This window comes from Haliscomenobacter sp., assembly GCF_033763495.1.
Taxonomy (GTDB): domain Bacteria; phylum Bacteroidota; class Bacteroidia; order Chitinophagales; family Saprospiraceae; genus Haliscomenobacter.
Genome location: NZ_JANRKL010000233.1, coordinates 114,807 through 137,615, shown reverse-complemented (window position 1 = coordinate 137,615; position 22,809 = coordinate 114,807). Strand labels below are relative to the sequence as shown.

The 22,809-nt window shown below is 44.3% G+C and carries 13 protein-coding genes; 4 read left to right on the top strand and 9 right to left on the bottom strand.

The genetic code is table 11. The features are described from left to right. Nucleotides 1-333: 333 nt before the first annotated feature. The 5 genes from SFV55_RS28040 to SFV55_RS28020 all read right to left on the bottom strand — a co-directional run bounded on the left by SFV55_RS28040 (nucleotide 334) and on the right by SFV55_RS28020 (nucleotide 13,278). Nucleotides 334-993, bottom strand: coding sequence for a WbqC family protein (locus tag SFV55_RS28040; RefSeq protein WP_320032908.1), 660 nt, complete (start codon nucleotides 991-993; stop codon nucleotides 334-336). 2 nt (nucleotides 994-995) lie between these two features. Continuing rightward, entirely contained in the window at nucleotides 996-6,470 is a 5,475-nt protein-coding gene (locus SFV55_RS28035; protein WP_320032907.1) for a proprotein convertase P-domain-containing protein, read from the bottom strand. 239 nt (nucleotides 6,471-6,709) lie between these two features. Next, complete coding sequence (locus tag SFV55_RS28030) at nucleotides 6,710-8,350, bottom strand: sodium/sugar symporter (protein WP_320032906.1); 1,641 nt, start codon at nucleotides 8,348-8,350, stop codon at nucleotides 6,710-6,712. A gap of 387 nt (nucleotides 8,351-8,737) precedes the next feature. Continuing rightward, complete coding sequence (locus tag SFV55_RS28025; protein ID WP_320032905.1) at nucleotides 8,738-12,322, bottom strand: OmpA family protein; 3,585 nt, start codon at nucleotides 12,320-12,322, stop codon at nucleotides 8,738-8,740. Between the two features lie 83 nt (nucleotides 12,323-12,405). Beyond that, nucleotides 12,406-13,278: a hydroxymethylglutaryl-CoA lyase gene (locus SFV55_RS28020; protein ID WP_320032904.1), complete on the bottom strand. Its 873-nt coding sequence runs from the start codon at nucleotides 13,276-13,278 to the stop codon at nucleotides 12,406-12,408. Nucleotides 13,279-13,421: 143 nt separating this feature from the next. Here SFV55_RS28020 and SFV55_RS28015 point away from each other — a divergent pair, with 143 nt between their 5' ends. Next, a complete protein-coding gene (locus tag SFV55_RS28015) occupies nucleotides 13,422-13,637 on the top strand; it encodes a hypothetical protein (RefSeq protein WP_320032903.1) in 216 nt (71 codons plus the stop codon). A 933-nt stretch (nucleotides 13,638-14,570) separates the two neighbouring features. Then, nucleotides 14,571-15,167 (top strand): hypothetical protein, encoded by a 597-nt coding sequence (locus SFV55_RS28010; RefSeq protein ID WP_320032902.1) that lies wholly within the window; start codon nucleotides 14,571-14,573, stop codon nucleotides 15,165-15,167. Here the strand turns inward: SFV55_RS28010 and SFV55_RS28005 are convergent. The 3 genes from SFV55_RS28005 to SFV55_RS27995 all read right to left on the bottom strand — a co-directional run bounded on the left by SFV55_RS28005 (nucleotide 15,160) and on the right by SFV55_RS27995 (nucleotide 19,710). Beyond that, nucleotides 15,160-15,846 carry a response regulator gene (locus tag SFV55_RS28005; RefSeq protein ID WP_320032901.1) on the bottom strand — a complete coding sequence of 229 codons (687 nt, stop codon included), beginning with the start codon at nucleotides 15,844-15,846 and terminating at the stop codon, nucleotides 15,160-15,162. The two genes, SFV55_RS28010 and SFV55_RS28005, sit on opposite strands and share 8 nt — an antisense overlap. A gap of 27 nt (nucleotides 15,847-15,873) precedes the next feature. Further along, complete coding sequence (locus tag SFV55_RS28000; protein ID WP_320032900.1) at nucleotides 15,874-18,912, bottom strand: ATP-binding protein; 3,039 nt, start codon at nucleotides 18,910-18,912, stop codon at nucleotides 15,874-15,876. A gap of 162 nt (nucleotides 18,913-19,074) precedes the next feature. Then, nucleotides 19,075-19,710, bottom strand: a complete 636-nt coding sequence (locus SFV55_RS27995) for a hypothetical protein (protein ID WP_320032899.1) — start codon at nucleotides 19,708-19,710, stop codon at nucleotides 19,075-19,077. Between the two features lie 136 nt (nucleotides 19,711-19,846). On the opposite strand from SFV55_RS27995, the gene SFV55_RS27990 reads away from it, so the two are divergent. Beyond that, on the top strand, nucleotides 19,847-21,259 hold the full coding sequence (locus tag SFV55_RS27990; protein WP_320032898.1) for an APC family permease: 1,413 nt from the start codon (nucleotides 19,847-19,849) through the stop codon (nucleotides 21,257-21,259). On the opposite strand, the gene SFV55_RS27985 is transcribed toward SFV55_RS27990, so the two are convergent. Beyond that, on the bottom strand, nucleotides 21,256-22,038 hold the full coding sequence (locus tag SFV55_RS27985) for a patatin-like phospholipase family protein (protein WP_320032897.1): 783 nt from the start codon (nucleotides 22,036-22,038) through the stop codon (nucleotides 21,256-21,258). The genes SFV55_RS27990 and SFV55_RS27985 overlap by 4 nt on opposite strands. A gap of 79 nt (nucleotides 22,039-22,117) precedes the next feature. Between SFV55_RS27985 and SFV55_RS27980 the strand changes: the two genes are divergently transcribed. Continuing rightward, the gene (locus tag SFV55_RS27980) at nucleotides 22,118-22,807 is read left to right on the top strand and encodes an NAD-dependent deacylase (protein WP_320032896.1); all 690 of its coding nucleotides are present in this window, start codon (nucleotides 22,118-22,120) and stop codon (nucleotides 22,805-22,807) included. The last annotated feature ends 2 nt before the right edge of the window (nucleotides 22,808-22,809 follow it).

Here is a 22,809-nt window from a genome sequence, read left to right as displayed (position 1 = left end):
CCACTTTTTCTTTCTTTTAGTGTGTTTACCGACAAGAAAGTTCCAATGGATGACCATTTTTGTCAATAAAGACTCCTTTTTGCACTGGTACGTTGGTAAAATTCTGCCATGTTCTTTCACATGCTAATTTGCCATCAAAGACATGGTATAGATGCATAAGGATGTATCTACCCCTATTGTACTCACTGAAATGTAGGAAATTTGGGTTGAAGGGTGGAAAAAGTGGGCTGAAGCGCAATGATTAATTAGTCAAAGAGTAGTTGTTGTGGAGTTAAAATACCTTGACAACCCGTTGCGGGATGAATATTTTTCATAAAATTGTAAAGTTGGTATTTATTCGGATATTCTGCGGATGCTTTTTTGCAAAACCAACAAAGCTTGAGGCCCAGTACAAAAAAGTAGATCCATTACACTTAAATTTTCCATGAAGGGATATTTATAATTGAATACTTGAGGATAGGGATCTGGATAAAAACCTGGATCATTGGACAATTCGATTTTTGGCGAAATGATTTGACGCAAATCCTGAACCCCTGCAGGTGGTGTAAAATGATAATCTTCGGTATAAAAAATGCTTTTTTTGAGATTAAGTAATTTCAGAAACACCTTCAACAAAGCTGAATTGTATTCAGTCAAGTATTCAAACTGTTTGGTACCATTTAGCAATGGGGCCAAAAATGCAGCGTATTCTTCAAAATAGGGCGCACTGCCATAGGCATAAGTAATGGCTTCCCACTGTTTGGCTGGCCAATTGGTTTTGTAATCAATTCTAACCTCCCAAATTGGGGTTTGATGGTTTTTGCCTTTCACCAAAGGGACGGACAGCCGTAACAAACCATTGGCAGAAGCAATGTGACAACGATTGCGGTAGCTTCCTTTTTGATAATTTTCCCGGTGCTCCACCCAAATGTGGTCAAAGTGTAAAATTTTAGAAAAGTACTGCACCGGAGGACAAAACATAGTACTCAATAGTACGGTATTCGAAGTATTCATTATCAGCGCAATAAAGTTGTTTGCCCCCGGCGGATTTCTGTAAACCCGTCAGGATAAACTGCTTCCAGGAACCACAGGTAAATCCCTGGGTTCAGAGCCTGGTCGCGGTATTTTCCATCCCAGCCCGCACTGGTGTCGTTGATGTCAAAGTTTTCCCGAACATACACTGCTTCTCCCCAGCGATCGTAAACTTGGAAAGTTTTGATTTTGACGCCATTTTGGCCATGCACCAACAAAAGATCATTATTGTTGTCTCCATTGGGAGTAAAACCGGTAGGGACAAGAACAATCCGCTGTTTGCGGACAAAAATTTTGACAATGACATCATCAGTGCAACCCTTTTCGTCCTTGGCGGTCAATTTGTACTCAATGCCATTTTGGGTCCGAACGGTAGGAGAGGCGCAGTTTGTACAACTGAGTGTACCCGAGTAGGGTTCAATCCAGGTGTAGGAAACATTCCCCTGGTTGTTGATCGCTTCTCCCTTCAGCTTTAAGGTGTCACCAAGTTGAATAGTGAAACTGGTTTGAGCCAAATCAAGAGCAAAAGCTGGGCGATCTACAATTTTTGCTGATTCCACTGTGATACAACCATTGGCGTCCTTAATGAAGACATCGTAATTTCCAGCCTTCAACCCAATTGCGCTTAAGGTTGGGCGGTAAGGCCCCTGGTTGATGCTCAACAAATAAGGGGCTTTTCCTCCACTTGGATTGGTGACGATGGAACCATCCAGGTCACCGTTACAGGTTGGATTCTGGGTCTTGAGGTTGAGATTGATCGGATTGGGGCTGGGGATATTCACATTGTTGATGCTGGTGCAGCCCTTGCGGTCGGTTACGGTGATCCGATATAAACCACTCGCTACATTGCTGATGAAGGCGGTGTTGGCTCCATTGCTCCAGCGATAAGTATACCCTGGGTTTCCACCCGAAGCACTGATTGCTGCCCGCCCCGTACTATCGCCATTACACAGAGGTCCGGATGCCTGCACCAAAACTTGCACCGAGGTAGGTTCCTGGATCTGCACAGTACCGATGCCAAAACAACCAAATTCATCGGTAACGGTGACAGAATAAATACCAGCGCGCAGGTTACTAGCTTGTTGGGTCGTTTGATTACCTGCTTTTGTATCCCATTTAAAGGTGAAGTTGCGGGTATCGGCTACGATATTCCGGATGGTAGCAGTAGCCGTAGCAGCCCCATTACAAGCCAATGTATCTGAAGCAACCTCAAAAGTGATGGCTTTGGGCTGCCGAACAGTGCGGGTTGTAGAAGCCGTACAACCTTGTGGGTCGGTGATGGTGACAGAATAGGTTTCATCACCCCTTAAGCCCCGGATGATGGTAGTCGTTTCACCATTGCTCCAACGGAAACGGTACTGATTGAGGTCGGCGTTGGGGCGACCAATGATTAAATTGATACCAATAGCGCCATTTGATCCCCCAAAGCAAGAGGGCTGGGAGATAATGGTATTGGGCTCCATGGCGGGAAGATCCTTAATTTTGATAGAACTGCTTTGAGTACAACCCGTAGCATCAGTTACGGTCAAGGTATAGGAAATCGAATCCAGCGCAATTGGGTTTTGAGCGGTACTGCCGTTGCTCCATAAAAAAGTATAGGGAGCTCCCGATCCACCTGTCGGTAAGGCACGGGCGCTGTTTTGTTTGGCTCCGAAACATCCTTGTTGAACTTGTTCCAAACTCAAGGAAAGACCATTGGCAGGTTCGTTGATGATTGCCCGGCCTTCGGTAGTACAATTGTTCGCATCAGTGATGGTGATGCCGTAAGAACCTGCACTCAGCATGCTGGCTGTTGTATCGTTTTGATTGGCCGTTTCCCAGGTGTAACGATAGGGTTTTATGCCACCATTGACCCGGATGCTGGCCTGACCATCGTTGCCACCTTTGCATTTTACTGATTGTGCATTAATTTGAAGGGCGAGTGCCGTGGGGGCAACAATGTTTATGGTTTGGTTCACCATACAATTGTTGGAATCGGAGACCACTACTTGATATTGGCCGGGAGCCAAAGAATTAGCGGTCTGATTGATTTGACCTTGTGGATCATTCCATTGATAATCCAAAGCTCCGGTACCACCAGAGGCCAAAACAGTAGCTTGTCCATCCCTGCGATCGGAACAAGTGGGTTGGCGCAAACGGATGGAATCGATTTTGAGCTCGCTTGGGGCAATGATGTTGCGGCAATCACTCATTCGACAACCATTTGCATCCGTAACGGTGACACAATAGTTGCCCGCACGGAGATTATTGCGGTTATTCTGAAGGTTGCCGTCACTCCACAGATAACTCAAAGTTCCGGTGCCACCCATCCCTGTTGCGATGATGCTTCCATCATTTGCACCAAAGCAGGATACATTTTCAGGAATCATCGCAAGCATTAGTGCTGGAGGCTCATCGATTACGATTACACGGGTTCCTCTACAGCCGTTGGCATCGGAAACGCTGAGGGAATAACGGCCTGTTCCAACATTACTCAAAATAGAACTGAGGCTACCATTGTTCCAGGTATATCGAAAAGGAGCAGTACCTCCCGTAATGCTAGAGGTAATGGTGACATTCTGATCTTTGGCACAACTGATGCTGCGATCAGGAGTAAGGATAAGGTTGAGAGAATCGTTTTGACCAATCCTAAAATCCAGCGTATCACTACAAAGGGCTTCGTCAACCAAGATGAGCTGATAATCACCAAAATCAAGCCGATCACTGCGATAGGGTTGGATCAAACCATTAGGCCCGCTCAAGTCGCTTTGCACGGTTCCAACTGCACCATTCAGTTGAAGTTGAAAAGCACCGTCACTTGCCGTTACACAGGAAATATTTTTGATACTGGTTATCGTCCCGCTGATAGCGCAAGGTTGAATGCTGCATACAGCAACACCAATTCCGGATCTACAGACATTGCTGGAATCAGCACTGAAACCCTGTACGGCAATTCGCACTTCGTCATTGGGCATCAGATTCCTAACCCTGAAAAAAGTATCGCTAATGGCAATTGGCACAATAGAATCTCTACCATTGATCGAAAAGCGGATGTTGTACTGAGCAGCAGGAGTTGGCAGCCAGGAAAAGCGGATGCTGCGTGGTCCTACCTGAGTACAACTAACTTGTGGTGCTGGGAAAGTATCGCGGACAATGACTGAAAATTCATCTTCAAAAGTACAACCATAGCGGCTTTGGGCCTGAACCCGAATGCGTGTATTGTTGGGAATCAATGCCTTTGGGGTGGCACAATTGCTACATGACAGGACATTTGCCGGAGACCATAAATAGGTTAAAGAATCCACAGAACGAAATCGAATCGACCAACTTAGGAGTTCATTGATTTCTTGTGGCTGGGTTCCAAATGCATCTGTAATCAACAAAGTCCAATCTCCTTCAATCCGGGCACCACGTAGGTCGTTCCAACTTCCTTCAGGCAGCCAGTCTCCCGTAAAAGGAGCAGAACCCGAATTGATGGGGTCGCTGGCTCGGGGTGTAAAGCAGGTGGACACGTAATTGTCGTCCGAACCACCATTGCCTGTACTCAATTCCAACAATTCGCCACTGGGAGCGCGTAAAAAAATGTTGAGGTCAGAATCCCAGTCGGAATTCAGGTCAATACAAACGGACTCGATTTGATTGCGGGGGTCAGTCAGGGTACTTTGCGCAACCCTGCTCACAGGAATGATGGATTCATAGGGCGAACCAGGAGGATGTTGCACAAAATTAAAACTGTATTGTGGAAAGGATGTGTACACCAGTACTTGATTTAAACGCTCCTGAGGCACAAAAGACATTGCCAGGCTATCCCCTTGACAAATTGTTGTATCCGAAAGGGCAGGGAAGCTTAATAAGCAAGTTCCGCAGGAAGGATCATTTTTGGGTTTTACCTTCAAGGTGATCGTTGTATCAAAAGTACAAAGAAATGAATCCTGGGCGATCAAACGATAAGAGGCAAGGCCACCGTCAGAGGGCGAAACCGAAGCGCTGTTGTCATCCTGGAACAAAATTGTGGGGTGAAAACGCCAGGTTAAATCGGCAATGCCCGGCCTGAATGTTTCAATTTTGGGGAAAATTGAGGGTTGAAAATCCAGACTCCAGGCAAATATGTAACCATTTTCACCTGTGTTGAGGTCTTCTATTTCGAGGGTCCAATCCCCATTGAGCGGACAACCCAACAATTGGTTCAAAGATTGGAACGGACGGTAATCGCCAATAGGTAATGTGTCCAGGTTAAAGGAATCGGCAAAGTCGCTCCAATTGTTGTTGGACACCGGGGTCTTCCAGCAATATTCATAACCTCGCCCTTGGCGGGGTGATGCATCATCATTGGGATTGGACTGCCCCAGTTCAACTGCTTTACCTCCCGGGCCATTGAAATTTTGCAAGGTTACAGCTTGGCCATTGGGGCAACGTAATACGATATTCAAGTCTCGCAGTTGGGAGTGTTCAATATTGATACAGATGCCCTCCAGATTGTCCACTTCAGTGATGTTTTGACCTACAAAAAAGCCATCAACCACCAAGGTTGACACCAGTTTTCGGCCATCATTATCCGGGATAAACTGGTTGTCTCCTTTAACCAGTTTAGTTTGAAAACTGGTAGTTTGTGAGGTCACTTTAACTGCTGCCCCTGGGGTGTTCGACCCTGCGGCCAGTATCCGCAAGGTGTCACCTGCGCAAATTTCCGGTAGTAAACTGGTATCGGCACTAAAATGTGGCCGGGCTGCTACCCGAATTTTTTTCTCCACCAAATTGGTGCTTAGGCAGCCGCGTATGTCGGTCACCCTTAAACGAACGCTATAGCCACCTGGTTCCTGATAGGTATAATCAACGTTTTTGCCAATCCTAACATCTCCATTGCCAAAATCCCAGGTGAAAACCGAACTACTGTCATTTTGCTCATAAAGGGTATTGTTTTGGGGGTAAAATCCACGACCCCGTAAAAACAAGTCGTCACCAGGACAAAGGTTGATGCTATTGGTGTCCTGGGGGATTGGGGCAGGGTCTGAGAACAATACCGCGCCTTCAAAATTTTGACAAACCTTAATACACTCAATGGAAGCAACCCAACCAGCTGCTTCGAGTTGGGCATCCGAACGGAAAGCAATGGTAATACAGGAATCGAGATTCGCTGCAGAGGATTGGACGAAAAAAGGCAGATTCCCTCTTGAAAAGTCCATGCACTGCAACAAAGGGGCCAAGGTGTCCTTGCCATCATAAAAACAAAGGCGATCTCCTCTACCTAAATTGATGGCTGGAAAATTGAGACGTACCCGTGCACCTTGAGTTGGGTCGGGGTAAATGGTCATTACCAAATTCTCATTGGCGTGGTAATTGAAATTGCGCTCACCAGAATCGGTCAGAAAGCCGCCACAAGCGCGGATGGTGGTATCGGCCAAAGGGATGAATTGGGCAAAAATAGTTGTTGAAAAGCACAACATCGGCACAAACACCAGGATGCGTATCGTTCTCACCATGGGTGTATTGGTTTTCGGAATTACTTGAGTTTTTTTGCCCCATAATAGCGTTGAAGCAAAAACCTAAATCATGATAACGCAAATACCGGGTGCACAAATGTAAATAAAAGGATGAAATGAGGAAAAAGTTTATTGGCTAAGTTGAGAAGTTGAGGAAAATTGAAAAGGTTGAGGTTAACGCAAGAATGGGTGTGAGTGTGATGTGTGGGTGTGAAGGTAGCCTCAACCTTTTCAACTTTTTACCAGAATACGGAGTACAATACCGCAAGGATAATCATGACCACAACCATACCGATGGTAAAACCTGGTGCGGTTTTAAAATCGGATGGATTTACTTCAATTGCCCGAACGTTGTCGCGACCTTTTTTGTCCAGCAAACTGGTCAAAACCATCAAACCTGCCACGATCAAAAATACCCAGCCCATGCGGTGCATGAATGGCAGATTGGACATCAATTGCTCCAGGGCGATACCTGCAGGTATGGTCACTACGGCACCCAAAAGTGCAGCATTGGCGGTGGTTTTTTTCCAGAAAAAGCCCAATAGGAAGATTGCGGTAATCCCTGGGGAAATCAAACCAGTGAAGTTTTGGATGAACTGGAAAGCCTGCCCAAAGTTGCGCAATACAGGTGCTACAAAGGCCCCAATAATTAAGGCAACCACGATGGCAATGCGTCCTACGCGGACCTGGTTGGCTTCGCTGGCGTCGCGGTTGAAATACTTTTTGTACAAATCCAGGGTGAAAATGGTCGAAATACTATTGGCTTTTCCAGCTAAAGAAGCAACAATTGCAGCCGTAAGCGCAGCAAAGGAAAGCCCTTTCAGACCAGTTGGCAATAAGTTGATCAAAACAGGATAAGCTTTATCCGGTTTGACAAACCCATTTTCAGTGATTTCGGTTTGGAATTCTCCTTGTTGAAACAACAGAAAAGCAGCAATCCCCGGCAGTACGACAATAATTGGCATGAGTAATTTGAGAAAAGCAGCAAACAAGAGCCCTGCCCGGGCAGTTTTTAAATCAGCACCCAGTGCGCGTTGGGTAATGTATTGGTTCATACCCCAATAGCTCAGGTTTGCGATCCACATCGCACCAAACAAGACTGCGACGCCAGGCAAATCCTGGTATGCATCTTTTTGCCCCCCTTCACCATCAGGCATCATCATTTGGCCAGGGTTCAAAATCATATGGAAATGACTGCTGGCATTTTCCCCCAACAAGCCCAAGCCTTTCAAGGCGCCACTCGAACCATAATGTTGAGCTACCAAATCGAGAGCTAGGTAAGTGGTAGCCAAACCGCCTAAAATCAAAACCAACACCTGGATCACATCGGTGTACCCAATGACTTTCATTCCTCCCAGGGTGATGAATACTGCAAAAATCGTCAGTCCAAAGATACAGGCCTCATAACTAATCCCCGAAATGGTGCTCACAGCCAAAGCACCCAAGTGCAATATGGATGTAAGGTTGACAAAAACATACACCACCAGCCAAAACACGGCCATCACAGTAGCCACCAAAGGGCTGTAACGCTGGGCCAAAAATTGAGGCATGGTGTAAATTTTATTGCGCAGGTAAATGGGCAATAAAAATACAGCCACGACGATCAAGGTCGCTGCAGCCATCCATTCATAGGAAGCAATCGCCAAACCCATGGCAAAACCTGAGCCCGACATCCCGATGAATTGCTCAGCAGAGATATTGGAAGCAATCAGGGAAGCTCCAATCGCCCACCAGGTGAGGGTGCCTTCGGCAAGGAAAAAGTCTTTGGTATCGGCAGTGGCACTTTTTTTACGTTGGTAAATCCAATAGCCATAACCTGCTACCACGACAAAATAAATGAGAAAGACGATGATGTCTTTGGTGTCCAATTGTCCGCTCATAAGCCAGCTTGAGTTGAAGGTTTATTAAAAGTGCCAAAGCCGCACCTCTAAATTATTATTTGGTTTCTCGGGCTGAACATAGGGAAAAATTTCACACGGACAAAGGATGTAGGGAAAAAGTTGGGTGAGAAGGGAAGGAGGTTCAGTCCAGGGGGGTCTCCCACCAGCCTTTTTCCCAGGAATAAATTCGTGGGTTGGGGTGGTGAGGTGGCCTCCCACGGATGAATCCGTGGGTTGGCTGGGTAACTTTGGTGCTATCGATTTTTTTGATATGGGGCCGCCGATTTTTTTAGATATTGGGTAGCAGCTCGACCCAACCACCCAGGACTACCCCAACACACCCACACCCACACTTTCACACCCACACTTTCACACCCACACCCTATTTTATCCATTCATGCGGACAATTTTGATTTCAACCCGCTGGTTTTTTTGTCGGCCTTCGGGAGTTGAGTTGGTGGCAATGGGCATGGTACGGCCATAACCTTTAAAAAGGACACGTTTGGCCTCTATGCCTTTGTTGATTAAGTATTCGGCAACCGATTTGGCACGAGCAGTTGACAAACGGACACAGAACTCATCCTGGCACAAACCATTGGTATGGCCACCAACCTCCACGGTAATACCTGGGTTGTCTGTTAAGAACTCAAACACTTCATCCAAGATTGGAATAAAGGATGCTTTGATGTTGATGCTGTCAATGTCAAACTGGAGTTGTTCAACCCGAATGGCCTGGCCATTGCGGATACGGCCAGCGGTCAGTTCTGGAATGTTCTTTTTATTGATGTCTACCCCAAGTGTAGCAATACAACCTTTGGCGTCGGTTACAGTAACCGTATTTTTTCCCAAACCAAGCTGCTGGGCGGTAGGCAAGGTTTCTCCTGTGCTCCAGGCATATTTGAGTGGGCCGGTACCACCTTTTACCTGCACAGTTGCCAAACCATCTTTAGCGGTTTCAGCGGTGACACCATATTTTTTACTCAAGGTAAGGCTCATGGCTTCGGGCTGGTTGAGGCTCAACTGGGCTGTTTTTTGAGCGCCAGTGGCATCGGTTACGGTTAGGCTGTAATTTCCAGCAGGCAGACCAATTGCTGCTTCATCCTTGGTTTTGGGGTCACTCCACTGAAAACGATAAGGTGCTTTACCCCCTTGGACCTTCGCGAGAATTGCACCTGATTTGGCACCAAAACAAGAAATAGAGGACTTCTCTTCAAGTTCGATGACCAGGGGCAAAATGTTTTCCGTTATGTCAACAATTGCAGTTGAGGTGCAACCTTTGGCATCAGTAACACTAAGGGTATGGGCACCGGGAGATAATTTAGTGGCACTGGGTAAGGTTTCACCATTGTCCCATTGAAAGCTAAATGTTCCCGAACCACCACTGGCTTGTGCTGTAGCTTTGCCGTCAGCATTGTTGGTACTGGCAGGAGATAGCACATTTATTTTTACCTGAATCGGATTGGGTTGTTCTAATTTGAAAGAAGCATTGGCTGTTTTGCCACTGGCATCGCTCACGCTTACGGAATAATCACCAGCAACCAATCCTTTGACCTGGTTACCAATCAAACCTTTGCTATTCCAGGTGTAGGTATAAGGGCCTTTTCCTCCGTTGACATTCGCCTGGAGCGCACCCTCTTTGGCCCCATTACAATTGATGGCGGTTTGTACAACCAGCTTTACTTCCAGGGCAAGGATGTTTTCAGCAATTTCGGTACTGCCTTCAGCTTTACAACCTTTGGCGTCCGTGATGGTCACGGAATGTTTACCTGGAGCCAATCTGGTGGCACTAGGCAGGGTTTCGCCATTGTCCCAAAGGTAACTGTAACTGGAGGTGCCGCCACTAACCTGTGCGGTAGCTTTACCATCCGCATTGTTCGTGCTGGCTGGGGCACTTACGTTGACTTGAACCTGTAAAGGGGCGGGTTGTTCAACCTTTGCAGTGGCGGTCACATTTTTTCCGCTGGCATCACTAATGGTCACGCTGTAATCGCCGGCAGCCAGGCCACTGACTTGAGTGCCGCTATTACCTGCAATGCTCCAGGCGTAGGTGTAAGGTGCTTTACCACCATTCACCTCTACCTGTAAAGCTGCGTCTTTGGCACCGGCACAATCCAGTTTTTTGGTTTCCCGCAAATTCGCATTGAGCGCTAACACGTTTTCAGAAACTTCAATACTGCCCTGAGTGCGGCAACCTTTGCTATCGGTGATGGTCACGTTGTGTAAGCCAGGTGCTAATTTGCTGGCCAGGGTGGTATTTTCACCATTGTCCCAGGAGTAAGAATAGGGCGCAGTACCACCACTTACTAGAGCTTGCGCCTTGCCATCAGCATTGTTGGTGCTAACCGGAGTTTGGACACGTAAATTGAGGCTCAAAGCAGCGGGCTGATCTATTTTAAGGGTACTGCTGGCCTTTTGCCCGCTTGCGTCCGTTACAGTTACCTGGTATTCTCCTGCCCCAAGTCCGACAGGTGCCTCGCCATTTATGGCTGGGTTGTTCCAGATGTATTGAAATGGGGCTTTGCCTCCCGAAACAGTGAGCCCAATGGCCGAGTTTTTATCCCCATTGCAATTGAGTTTTTGCTTTTCGGCCATTGTTATCCTTAAAGCGGCCGTTTTTTGAGTAATATTTATCTTTCCTTCCGCGGAGCAGCCTAATTTATCCTTAACGATCACAGTGTGTTCACCTTCGGTCAGTTTTTTAGCAATATTACTGGTTTCACCATTGTCCCATAAGTAGGTGTATGAAGGGCTTCCCCCTGTAGCAATAGCCGCGGCCACTCCATCCTTGGCATTGGCGCCGGATTCTTCACTTTGTTGACTCACTTTCAAGGTAATTCGTGGATCAGGCAATACTGCCCGGCTATTTTTACGAATACCAGTTGCGTCAGTAACGGTCACGGCATATTCTCCAGGACCCAGATCTTTGGCTGTTTCAGCATTTTGGCCATTGCTCCATTGGTAGGTAAAGGGTGCCTTACCGCCAGTAATTTTGGCTTTGATAGTCATGCCTTTTGGGTCACATCCTGCAACGATGCCAGTAATCAGGTTCAGGGTCATGGCACTGGCTTTTTCCACCAAATAAACACCTTTGTCATCGGTACCTACCCAGATGGCACCTTCTTTATCGAGGGTAATGACCGAAGGAAACTGACTGGTATAATAATCAGCCGGACCATAAGTTTGGAATTTATCACTTTCGGGGTCGTAACGGGCCAGGATTTCGGAGGCGACCCAAAAACGACCTTGTACATCTAGCGCAAAAGCTTCAATGTTGCCTTCAATCATCCGTTCGTCAAATCCATAATCTTCCCATTCTCCTTTGCCATCCCAGCGCCAAAGTTGGCCATCAGAAAGTACATAGGTGAAAGGTAGATAAGTTTGGAGGCCGCTGACATTAAAATATTTATTTACCATTTCCCATTTTCCGGGGCTACCCTGGAGCAGACCTTGATCCGTTCCAATCCAGATTTTGTTGTAACTATCTGCATAAATAATGTTGATGCGATTGGAACGCAATTTTGAATTGGCGGTAGTGAAGGAATTGACCAGTTGCAGGCCAGGCTTGGTTTTAAGCTCAAAAAAACCACTTCCACTTGTTCCCAAAAGCAGTAAGTCTTTTTGAGCATCGTAGAAGCCAGTACTAATATAATTGTCAGAGTTAAGTTTGATTTTGAGTAAACTTTGCAATTGATCAATATTCCACCGAACATCAGCATTTCCGCCAGCTACGGCGAGCAGAGATTGCTCTCCGGGTTTTATATTTAATTTATCAGCCAAATCAAGGGCTTTTACCTGGTAAACCTCACTTCCGTTGCCGACCCATTTTTGGTTGGATTCATCAACGTAGATGTTTCGAATACTTTGATCGGGTTCTATAGCCAGGCAACGGATTACTTGCATGGGTTCGTTTTGGGCAAAAAGGCCGGAAAAACCAAACAACAAAAAGGATAAACGGACTAAAGTAGGTCTCATCAGCATGCTTCGTGGAACTGGTTGAAGAAAAAATTTGCGGCAATAACGTAAAAAACGCATAAAAAAGTGTTTATAAACGGGTACTAATGCGCTGGAAAAACTTCCTGGGCCTTGGCCAGTGCACGCAACAAAATTTCCAAATTGATGCCAGTAGGTTCATTCACTTCGTGAAAATAGGCGATCATGTTTTCAGTTGGCATGTTTCCAGTGAGATCGTCTTTGGCCATAGGGCACCCCCCGTAACCTTTGATGGCTCCGTCAAAGCGGCGGCAACCACTTTGATAAGCTGCTTCAATTTTTTCGTGCCAAAGTTGTGGAACCGTATGAAAATGAGCACCAAACTCCAGATTCGGGTAAGATGAAATCAGGGCTGAAAAAATGTAATGAATACTTTGTGGTGTAGCTACCCCAATGGTATCAGAAAGTTGGAAGATTCTGATGTCAAGCGTTTGTAACTGATCCACCCATGTTTTGACAATTTCCGCATTCCAGGGATCTCCATACGGATTCCCAAAGCCCATTGAGACATAGAGCACCAATTCTTTACCCGTACTGGTACAAATTTCCTGAATTTGTTTTACCCGCTCCAGCGATTCTTGGATGGTGGCGTTGGTATTGCGCAACTGAAAGGTCTCAGAAATGGAGAAGGGGTAACCTAAATAATCAATTTCTTCAAAGGCGGCCGCGTCTTCTGCTCCCCGGCTATTGGCAACAATGGCAAGCAGTTTGGTTGGGTTGCCACTTAGCTCCAATTTGCTGAGTACTTCGGCAGTGTCCCGCATTTGGGGAATTGCCTTTGGTGAGACAAAACTTCCAAAATCCAGGGTGTCAAACCCAGCTTTTAGCAGGAGATTGATGTAATTAACCTTCTGCTCTGTTGGGATAAAATCTTTTAAACCCTGCATCGCATCGCGGGGGCATTCAATAATTTTTATAGACTGGTTTGAATGACTCATGGAACAATGTTAGACCTAAATTCACCACCTGTATTGTGTAAAAGTAGTGATTTCTGTGAAATACCAGCAAAGCCCTTAATTTTGCGCAACCACAATCCAACAGAAGTGTTAGGGTGGTATAACGGAAGAAAATACTTTGCATTATGAAAAAGAACGCCGAATGGCTCAGCTTGGTTGGCTTTATACTCGTAACTTTAGGCATAGGCGCCCTGGCGCTTAGTTTTGTTGGCCTACGTTTTTCCTTTTTGACCTGGTTAGACGCACCAGGGCACTTTTTTGGTTTTATTGCGCGCTTGTCAATGGTGGTGATTGGCTTTTTGCTGGTTTATATCGCCAAGAGTGATTTTAGAGGAGAATAAAAATTGGACTTCACCAAGAGAGAGCATTTAGGCGTCAGATCAAAACGATGCAGATCTGACGCCAATTATACCCAATTTGAGGGGGACTTTCAACATTTCCTGAGTGGTTTAGGAAAAAGTGCTTAGTGTAAAAAGTTAATCTGGAAAAAAGAATAGTTCACTCAGGGCCTCAAGTATTTCAGTGTTCTATAAATTGAATTCCAAGGGATTATATGGATTTTTGTAATAAAATAAACAAATAATAAAAAAACCCCTCCCTCAAAACTTATAATTAGCGTGCTAAAAGATGAGGGAGGAGGAGTTTAAAAAAAAAAAGAGGGAACTTCACGAAAAAAAGTGCGAGTAGCACTACAGTGTTCAATTGCTTTTCCGTGATAGTGATTCATGTAGATAAGCGTTGGTTTTGGGAATAGGCGTTTGTAGGAAAGCTAAAGGAAAATATGCCCGTCACGAATCCATGATGCAAATATGAAGGCTTTTTTTTAATTGGCGCTTTTTGAAATTGTAAATAGAATTAACTAAATTTGTAGACACTAATTTTTTATGACCAAGTTTAAGAAAGGCAGGGAATTTCTGGACCTCATCCAAGCGAGCGAAAATGTACGAGAAGCATGTAAGGCCTTGGGCATAAGCAGGAGTCAATACTACAAACTACTCAAAGACCCTGAACCAGCCAAACCCAAACCATATAAGCCCTTAAAAATGGGCGAGAAAGCAGTTGAGCGAATATTAGAACTGGCATTGGTTTTTCCATTTGGTTGCCGTGGAGTCAGCTTTAAACTGTTGGAGGAAGGAATCCGGGTATCATCAGTAAGCGTCCAAAAAATTCTGAATGCCCATAACTTGGGATCTGCCTCTGAGCGTTATAAGGCTTTGGAGAAAATAATCCTCCAAAACAAAAAATACATCCTCAATGCAGAGCAAAATGAATTTTTGGAGAAATACAATCCCGTCTTGCTGGAAATGCATAGAAAAATCCAGGCACCCGGTGATTTAATTACAATATTCTCTTGTTTTTTAGGCCAACTACCCTGGTTAGGTAAGGTTTATCTATATTTTGGACTTGATGCATTTTCGGGGTACATTCAGGCTATGGTGGCTTACTCACCAGATAAATACCTTTGCGCCGAGTTTTTGAAGAAAGATATTTTCCCCTTTTATGAACAAGGGGGAATCAGCATCAGACAAGTAGAAACAAGTGATGATCCCGAGTTTTTTAGCTTTGGAGTTCACCCTTTTAGTTCATTTCTGCGCAACCTTAATGGAGTTGTTTATCAGCGTACCACGGTGGGAGGAGTAAAAACCAATGGTTTTAGCCAAAAATGGCATCAGTACCTGAAAGAATTTATTATTCCAGCACTAAAAAGAAAAAAAGCCGATTATATTGATTTAGAAATGTTGAACCAGGATTTGCAACAGTTGATCGCTCAATACAATCATGGAGGAAGTCCAGAATCCAGAATTTATTTTGATGCTTACCCCTTTAATCAAGAAAACCCGATTCAGCGCCTGAAAATCCAAATTAATTGAAACCAAAAAAACGAACTTTCAAGGTTTGATATTTCCGGATCATTTCTTTTCGGTTGTTGACATGTAAGGTTTTGTAAATTGTCCGGATTTCCCGGGTGATGTCTTTGACATCCCGCCTCATGATTTCTGCAAGTTCATCGTAAGAATAAGGAGTGTCGTTAACTTCTCCTTCCAGCATGGTTTCCAGGATTTTGGATTGGAATGGACTTAGTTTGACTTTACCAGAATCGGACTCCTGGCTGCGAAAAACGTCTAGTATGCGCCGCATCAGTGCACCACTAAAAGGTCTCCCATTTTCCAGGGCTAAATTGTTTAAATGTTGCATAAAGACAGCATCAGGATCCGTTTTCAGCAGGTAACTATCTGCACCAGCGCACAATGCTTCAAACAAATAGAGGTCATCGATATAAACAGTTGCAATCATAAAAAGCAGTTCTGGCCGTTTGTGTTTGATTTGCTGCATGCTGGCAATGCCATTGATGTGGCCTTTCGGCATACCGATGTCCTGAATGACCACTTTAATGCTTTGGTCATTTAACAGCGTGAAGGTGGAATCTTCACAATTGGAGAATTGATGTTCAGGCAAACAAACAAAAGATTGGGTAGTATTGATCAAACGACTGTATCTCACTCGAAAATCATCAAGATCTTCGACGATGGCAACGTGTATTTTTTCCATGAATTCAACTTTCCGAGTTCCCAAACTTTAAAATAGCAAAAATCGCATAAAGTTGAGAAATATTTTACGCCTTGGACGAATTTTATTTAGGAAAATTGAAATCAAAACCATCGTGCCTTGATGATTGATCCATTTTATTTCACCTCCAATCTGCTGTACTCTGGCCAGCATATTTCCTAACCCATTGCCGGAATCCTGAACTTTTTCCGTAGGTTTTATCTGAGCAATCAAGGGCTCAGGGATACCTATACCGTTATCCTGCAAGACTATTTTTAATTTTCCTTCTTTTACTTTTATGTTCAATAACAGACTAGTTGCTTGCGCGTGTTTCAGCGTATTCCCAATCGCTTCCTGAACGACCAGGCGCAATTGTTTTTTGTACTCACCGGCCACCCACGCGTAAGGTATACTGGTATCGATTTTGGCGGAAAAATGGAGTGCCTCTCCAGCATTCTTTTTGCTTTCAGCAATGAGTTGCTGCAAAAATTCCAGCAGGGTACTATCCGATTCGGTATTGTTGCGAACCGCTGCCGAAATTCGTTTGAACAATTGAAGGGCCTGTTGGGCTATGCCCAGGGCTTTGGCTTTGGCTTCGGTCCCTTGGATTTCCTGCTCGGCAAAAGATTGAAAATCCTGGAAGAATACAACTTTTCCACTGGTAAGGTCGTGGATATCGCGAAGGATTCGTTCTTGTTCTTCATTGCGAATGCGGGCCTCACGGAGTTGGGCGCGGTAGTATAACTGGGCAATTCCAGCAACTAGTGCGATTCCGGCAATAATTTCAAGTAAAATAAACCACCAACGCATCCTAATCGGTGGCACAATCTCAATGCGCAATTTCTGCTTCCAGGAGGTCCATTCGCCATTGGCATTGGCTGCACGAACCATCAGTGTGTAGGTGCCAGGGGCAAGCTTGTTGTAACGAGGCTCTGCAAACTGATTGCGGTTGCTGGCCTCCGTTTTTTTCTCCCAGCCCTTTAAATAATATTGAAGCTTAACCTGATCCGGTTGTCCCAATTCAATGCCTACTAAGCGCAATGTTATAGAGTTTTGCCGGTATTTCAACCGGATTTGCCTTTTCTCAGAAATACTAGTGTCATGAGGAAATAATTTTTGGTAAAGGGTACCTTGAATTGTTAATTTGGTTAACTGGATTTTGGGGAGTTGTTTTTTTGTTTTCCTCTTAGTTGGGAAGAAGCGGTTGAGTCCATTTTGGCCAATAATGCCAATGCTTTGATCCGCCAAAATCTGGATGCCTTCATTTGAAAATGGACCGGCCAGGAAACCTTCCTTTGGTGTATATATCCTTACAGGACGGCCATCAGCGTCAAAACACAAGATATGGGTATTTGTGCTTACCCATATCGTGCCCTGTTGGTCTTGAACCATACCCTTAAAATTGGTATTGGGCCATGTCGACGGAAGAGGCAGGTCTTCGATGGTTGCTTTTGTGCGATGAATCAATTTTATTCCATTCATCGTGGCAACCCAAATTTTGTCAGTACCTTTTGGAATTAGATGCCCCCCTAAATAACCTTTAATGACAAAAACCGTATCTTTTTTCCAATCTCCCTCCCGGTATTGCAAAATGTGGAGATTGTTGACATTTTCATGAAGATAAATTCGACGATACTGAGTGTCTTCCCAAATACTGGTGCTTCCTAAAAGTTGACCCGTATAAACATTAACATCAATTATTTTTTTATTTGCATAATCCATTTTTTTTGTAGCTGTATTGTTTCCAACCCAAAAGGTGCTATCTGTGCTTTGGAAAAAACTAAACACATAACCTTGATCATTTCCAAATCGGCTTATTGTTTCATTTTTCGGATCAAAAATATAAAACCCTTTTTCGGTTAGAACCCAGATTCTTTTTTCCAAATCTTTATACAATCTAGTGATTTGAAGATTTAAAAAAGACTTTATCGCTTTACCTTTTTTTACCAATTGAAGACCCTTGGAAGTACCAAATAACCATACATCCGGAGCTACCTCCAACCAACAATCAGCATTAAAATCAAATTTAGTAAAGCTAGTTTTAAATAAATTGGGGTCGGTAAAGCACAATCGTTCGTCAAAGGCACTAGCCCAAAGGATATTATCCCGGTCCAGATAAATCCTCTTGAAATTATTTCTGGAAATGTCATTTGTAATCTGGTTGGTAGGCCAATCTTTGACTTTCGACAAGTGTTTCGTTTGGATGTTAAAATAATGTAACCCTTCGTTGGTACTCAGTAACAAAATATGTGGCTGTGTGTAAACTGTAAAGAAAAAACTAAGCCCCATGGGAGGTGTAAGGAGGGGGGTGAATTCCCCGTTTGAGCTATTAAAAACGCCGATAACTTTTTCCGAAGTTAGAATGTATTGACCTTTTTTTTCAAATACAGGCAATATTTCGTTGATTTCAAGTGGAGGTGAATAGGCCTCTTCATTGGAGAAAAAAGCCTTGCTTGAAAAACTATGCTTTGCCTGCTTTGTCCATACTTTCATCCCTGGGCCAAAGAAAAGATATTCAAAGAAGCCAATTAATTCCCCGTTTTGGTCAAGCAGTGGATAAAAGCTTTTGCCTTGAATTTTTTCTTTGCCAATGGAATAGGATTGGAATGAGAGTCTTTGTTGGGCTAAAGTTTGGCCAATTTTTAGACAGAAAATACCGCCACCTGCAGTTACCCAAAGTTGATCACGTTGATCTAGGTGGATTAATCCATAGTCAACTAAAGTTTCGACACCATTTTTTTCGAAAAAACCTCCAAAAGATAGGCAAGTATCCCGCAATCGCTCGTAACAGAAAAGTTTGTTGTATGCACAAAACCAAAGGTTTCCACGTTTATCCTCAAACATTGAACTTTGGAGATAGGGTTCGTCGACTCCTTTGGCCTGGCCATATGGCAACACTTCTGATCCATCAAAACGGTATAGACTGCCTAGTGCTCCAATCCAGCTAAACCCTCTGGAGTCTTTATAAACGAAAGCTATTTTAGCATCCTCAAGCCCGTTTTTTGAGTTTAATTCATTAAAAATGAGATCATTTTGAGAAAATACAGAGCTGCTGATGCCCAGTAACAAAATTGAGCACAACCAATAAAAGGAAGAAAAAATTGGCGTCTTAATCACGAGTATCCTATAGGTATTTCTAATCTAAGGGCAAGGTAACAAAGAAGGCGAAAACCAGGCAAAAAATGCCTTGATTTTCGCCTATCTAAAGGATGTTTTCGATGAAATGCCTGTTTAGATGCGCCAAAATGGTGGGCAGGGCAACGAGAGCATAAAGGTTGCTCCTATTCCAAAACCTATTCCAGGAACATCGTTAATGATATTTAGGTTGTAGAAAACTGAAGTAGTAGACTTGGCCACTTGAACGCCATAATCCACTTTCACTTGGTAAGCTTTAATGCCGATAGTCCCACTTTTTGAAAGTAATACTTGTACCTGGTTTTCATACAAAACGGTAAATGTATAAGCCTGAGGGGTCCCATTTGCCAATGCAGGGTCTTTTTTGAATGTTTTTAAAAAATCATCATCGAAGAATGTCTCGCCACCTAACTTTCCCGGAAAATAATTTCCTGGCATATTCAGCGGCACAGCCTCATATGGGAAAATCACACAGGCTTTGGCCACCAAACGCAATTGCTTGGTGTTTGGATCGGTTTCGGGAAAAAACATCACACCATAGTCCAAAGAAGCATTGGAAACTTTAAGATTGCGGTGTTTTTCAATCAGTTGTAACATAAAATCAACATCGTCATACGTGAAATCGTAGTGTGCAGGATCGGTAGTTGTGGTTCTCGAAAGTACAGTATTTGTGAAATTCACAGGACTTGCATGGCTAAAGACTATGCAGGTACAGAAACTCAGGAGGAACATTGCACTCCTTTTGATTTGGTTCACATTTTTTAACATGTCTATTGTTTTAAGATACGGGGAAAAATAAAACTTGCGTCTTTGCCTGGGGATAGTATTTTTGGTACAAATTGTAAAGGATATTTCACAAGTAACGAGTATGTCAAACACTAAGAACAACAAACAACTGGCCGCAGCCATTACCTTGCCAACAGCAATAGCCTTGATCATAAGTTCGATGATCGGCTCGGGGGTGTACAAAAAAGTAGCCCCAATGTCCGAAACGCTTCAGTCGCCTTGGTTGGTTATGATTTGTTGGTTGCTTGGTGGTTTGATCAGTCTTGCTGGAGCGATTAGCAACGCAGAAGTAGCAAGTCTGTTGGCTGGAACAGGCGGCGAATACCGCTATTATCGCACAATATACGGCAAGTTTTTTGCATTTTTATTCGGTTGGGCGAATTTTGCTGTAATTAAAACTGCCGCCATTGCTTCGATTGCTTATGTTTTCACCCAATCCTTCAATTCACTTTTTCCCATTCCTGAGTTATTGCCACAATGGGCGGACATCAATATCGGAGGTTGGTTTTATCCTTTTGACAATCTAAGTGTAAAACTCTTCACGGTTGTTGTAATCGTTCTGCTTACATTCGTTAACATTAGAGGCGTAAAACTTGGCGGGCAAATTAGCAAATGGTTGATAATATTGGTGCTATTAGGCATCATGACCATTGTTGTATTTGGTTTGAGCAGTGGTCAGGCAGACTGGAGCCGTTTGGGGCAAAATGCGACAGGGTATGTTAGCCCCGGTTGGGGAGGCTTGGTTTCAGCCATGTTTACGGCTATGCTGGCTGCATTTTGGGCCTACGAAGGCTGGAATACGATTGGGTACATTGGTGGAGAAATTCAAAACCCCAACCGCAATTTACCCATTATTTTGTTTTGGGGGGTTATGACGGTAATTTCGGTGTATTTATTGGCCAATATTACCTATTTGGTATTGCTTCCCGTTGACCAACTCATTGAAATAAAAAAATCAACCAATAGCATAGCAGCAGTTGAGGCCATCAAAATCTTTTGGGGCGCAGGTGGAGGGTACTTTATTTCAATTTTGATTTTGGTGACCACTCTGGCCTCTACACATACCACTATTTTATTGGCCGCCCGCACTTATTTTGCCATGGCCGGAGAGGGTGTCTTTTTTAAAGGTGCCGATGAAATCCATCCAACGTATCAAACGCCCAGCAAAGCCCTGGTTTATCAGTGTATCTGGACTTGTGGGTTGGTGTTTTCCGGTAGTTTTGATCAGTTGACAGACATGCTCATTTTTGCTTCCTTCCTATTTTATGGGGCAACGACAATGGGTGTATTTATTTTGCGCCGTAAAATGCCTGATGCTCATCGGCCTTATCGGGTATGGGGATATCCATTTGTTCCGATAATCTTCATCTTTTTCTGTGTGGTTTTAATTGGCAACACCTTGATCAACCAGCCTCGTGAAGCATTATTGGGATTGGCTTTGATTGCCACCGGTTTGCCATTTTATTATTTTTGGAATAAAAAACTCCAGGCTTAAACAGGTAACTTTTTTAGTAAATTTAGCCCGTCCTGATACCCAATTTCCAATTGCACTGACCTCGCCTTTGCGGAAAAATTGACCGGATTGGGCAAGGTTTGGGATGGACGCAAATACAGGAGTCTCTCCCCGTATTTGCGTTTCATTCCCCACAGCAAAGGCAAAAACTTGGAAGCTTCTGCCACATCAATGCCAATTAAGAGGTCAATATTGGGCTTCTGAAAAGTCAGGTCTACCGGCATGATTTTGTAAAGCCCACCGTCGATGTACTTGTTTTTACCTATTTGATGGGATTGAAAAGCCGGGAAACTGGCACTGCCGATGATGTATTCTACCAGCAATTCTTTGGGAATATCTTCCTGGAAAAAGGATTCACCTCTGCGTTGGGTCAGGTTGTACACCACCAAACCAAAATCAATGTTGGAGTTCCGGATCGCCTGTTCATTGAGTGATTCCCGAAGTATTTTTTTAAGGCCATTGATGCGAATCCCCCGATTGAGGAAGCCATCTTTAAGCAAACCAAAGTAGCCTTCTTCTGGTTTTTCGCGCAATTGATCAAAGGCCTCTTCTGGCTGGCTATTGGTCCAAAGATCCAGGGCTTTTGTTAAATCGCCCTGAGCGATCAGTGCAGCGTTGATGGCACCTACCGAGGAACCAGTAGCCACCTTAATATTGTTTTGAAAACCATTTTCGTACAAGGCTTGCCAAACTCCGATTTGATAAGCACCTCTTGCCGCACCGCCAGATAGGGAAAGGGCTAGGTTTAAATTGGTCTTCATGGGCGTTTCATTTACCACTATAAGGAAGGAAGAGATGAAAATGTTTTCTTATTTTGGCATAAATTTCACTGAACTATCCATGAGAAAGGAAAAAATTGTGGTACTCTCTGGCGCAGGAATGAGTGCCGAAAGTGGCATCAGTACTTTTCGCGACGCCAACGGACTTTGGGAGCAGCACGACATCATGGAAGTGGCTTCCATTGAAGGTTGGCGGAAAAATCCCAGCCTGGTGCTTAATTTTTACAACCAACGCCGCCAGCAGCTCAAAACGGTAGAGCCCAATCTGGCTCACTACGCATTGGTTGAGTTGGAAAAAAAATACGAGGTGCACATTGTGACCCAAAATGTGGACGACCTGCACGAAAGAGCGGGCAGTAGTTCCATCGTTCACTTGCATGGAGAACTGCGCAAAGTACGCAGTTCAGAGTATGAGCACCTGATTTACCATTGGGAGGACGATCTCAATCAGGGAGACCTTTGTGAAAAAGGGACACAACTGCGGCCACATATCGTCTGGTTTGGTGAGATGGTGCCCAAAATTACGGAAGGTGCACGGCTGGTTGGTGATTGTGACCATTTGATCATAATTGGCACTTCCATGCAAGTGTATCCGGCGGCTGGTTTGGTGGATTATGCACCAAGCCGAGCACCAATATATTACGTGGATCCAAAACCCAGTTTAGATACTCGGCATTATCCCGAGGTGAAAATTATTGCTGAAAAAGCTACCACTGGGGTTCGTAAGCTGGTGGATCAACTCCTGGCTTAAAC

Bases quoted from the DNA above. Each gene is read 5' to 3' on its own strand.
- SFV55_RS28015 (WP_320032903.1), top strand. From the start codon at position 13,422: ATGAAAAAGAACGCCGAATGGCTCAGCTTGGTTGGCTTTATACTCGTA.
- SFV55_RS28040 (WP_320032908.1), bottom strand. From the start codon at position 993: ATGAATACTTCGAATACCGTACTATTGAGTACTATGTTTTGTCCTCCG.
- SFV55_RS28035 (WP_320032907.1), bottom strand. From the start codon at position 6,470: ATGGTGAGAACGATACGCATCCTGGTGTTTGTGCCGATGTTGTGCTTT.
- SFV55_RS28020 (WP_320032904.1), bottom strand. From the start codon at position 13,278: ATGAGTCATTCAAACCAGTCTATAAAAATTATTGAATGCCCCCGCGAT.
- SFV55_RS27980 (WP_320032896.1), top strand. From the start codon at position 22,118: ATGAGAAAGGAAAAAATTGTGGTACTCTCTGGCGCAGGAATGAGTGCC.
- SFV55_RS27985 (WP_320032897.1), bottom strand. From the start codon at position 22,038: ATGAAGACCAATTTAAACCTAGCCCTTTCCCTATCTGGCGGTGCGGCA.
- SFV55_RS27990 (WP_320032898.1), top strand. From the start codon at position 19,847: ATGTCAAACACTAAGAACAACAAACAACTGGCCGCAGCCATTACCTTG.
- SFV55_RS28025 (WP_320032905.1), bottom strand. From the start codon at position 12,322: ATGAGACCTACTTTAGTCCGTTTATCCTTTTTGTTGTTTGGTTTTTCC.
- SFV55_RS27995 (WP_320032899.1), bottom strand. From the start codon at position 19,710: ATGTTCCTCCTGAGTTTCTGTACCTGCATAGTCTTTAGCCATGCAAGT.
- SFV55_RS28005 (WP_320032901.1), bottom strand. From the start codon at position 15,846: ATGGAAAAAATACACGTTGCCATCGTCGAAGATCTTGATGATTTTCGA.
- SFV55_RS28030 (WP_320032906.1), bottom strand. From the start codon at position 8,350: ATGAGCGGACAATTGGACACCAAAGACATCATCGTCTTTCTCATTTAT.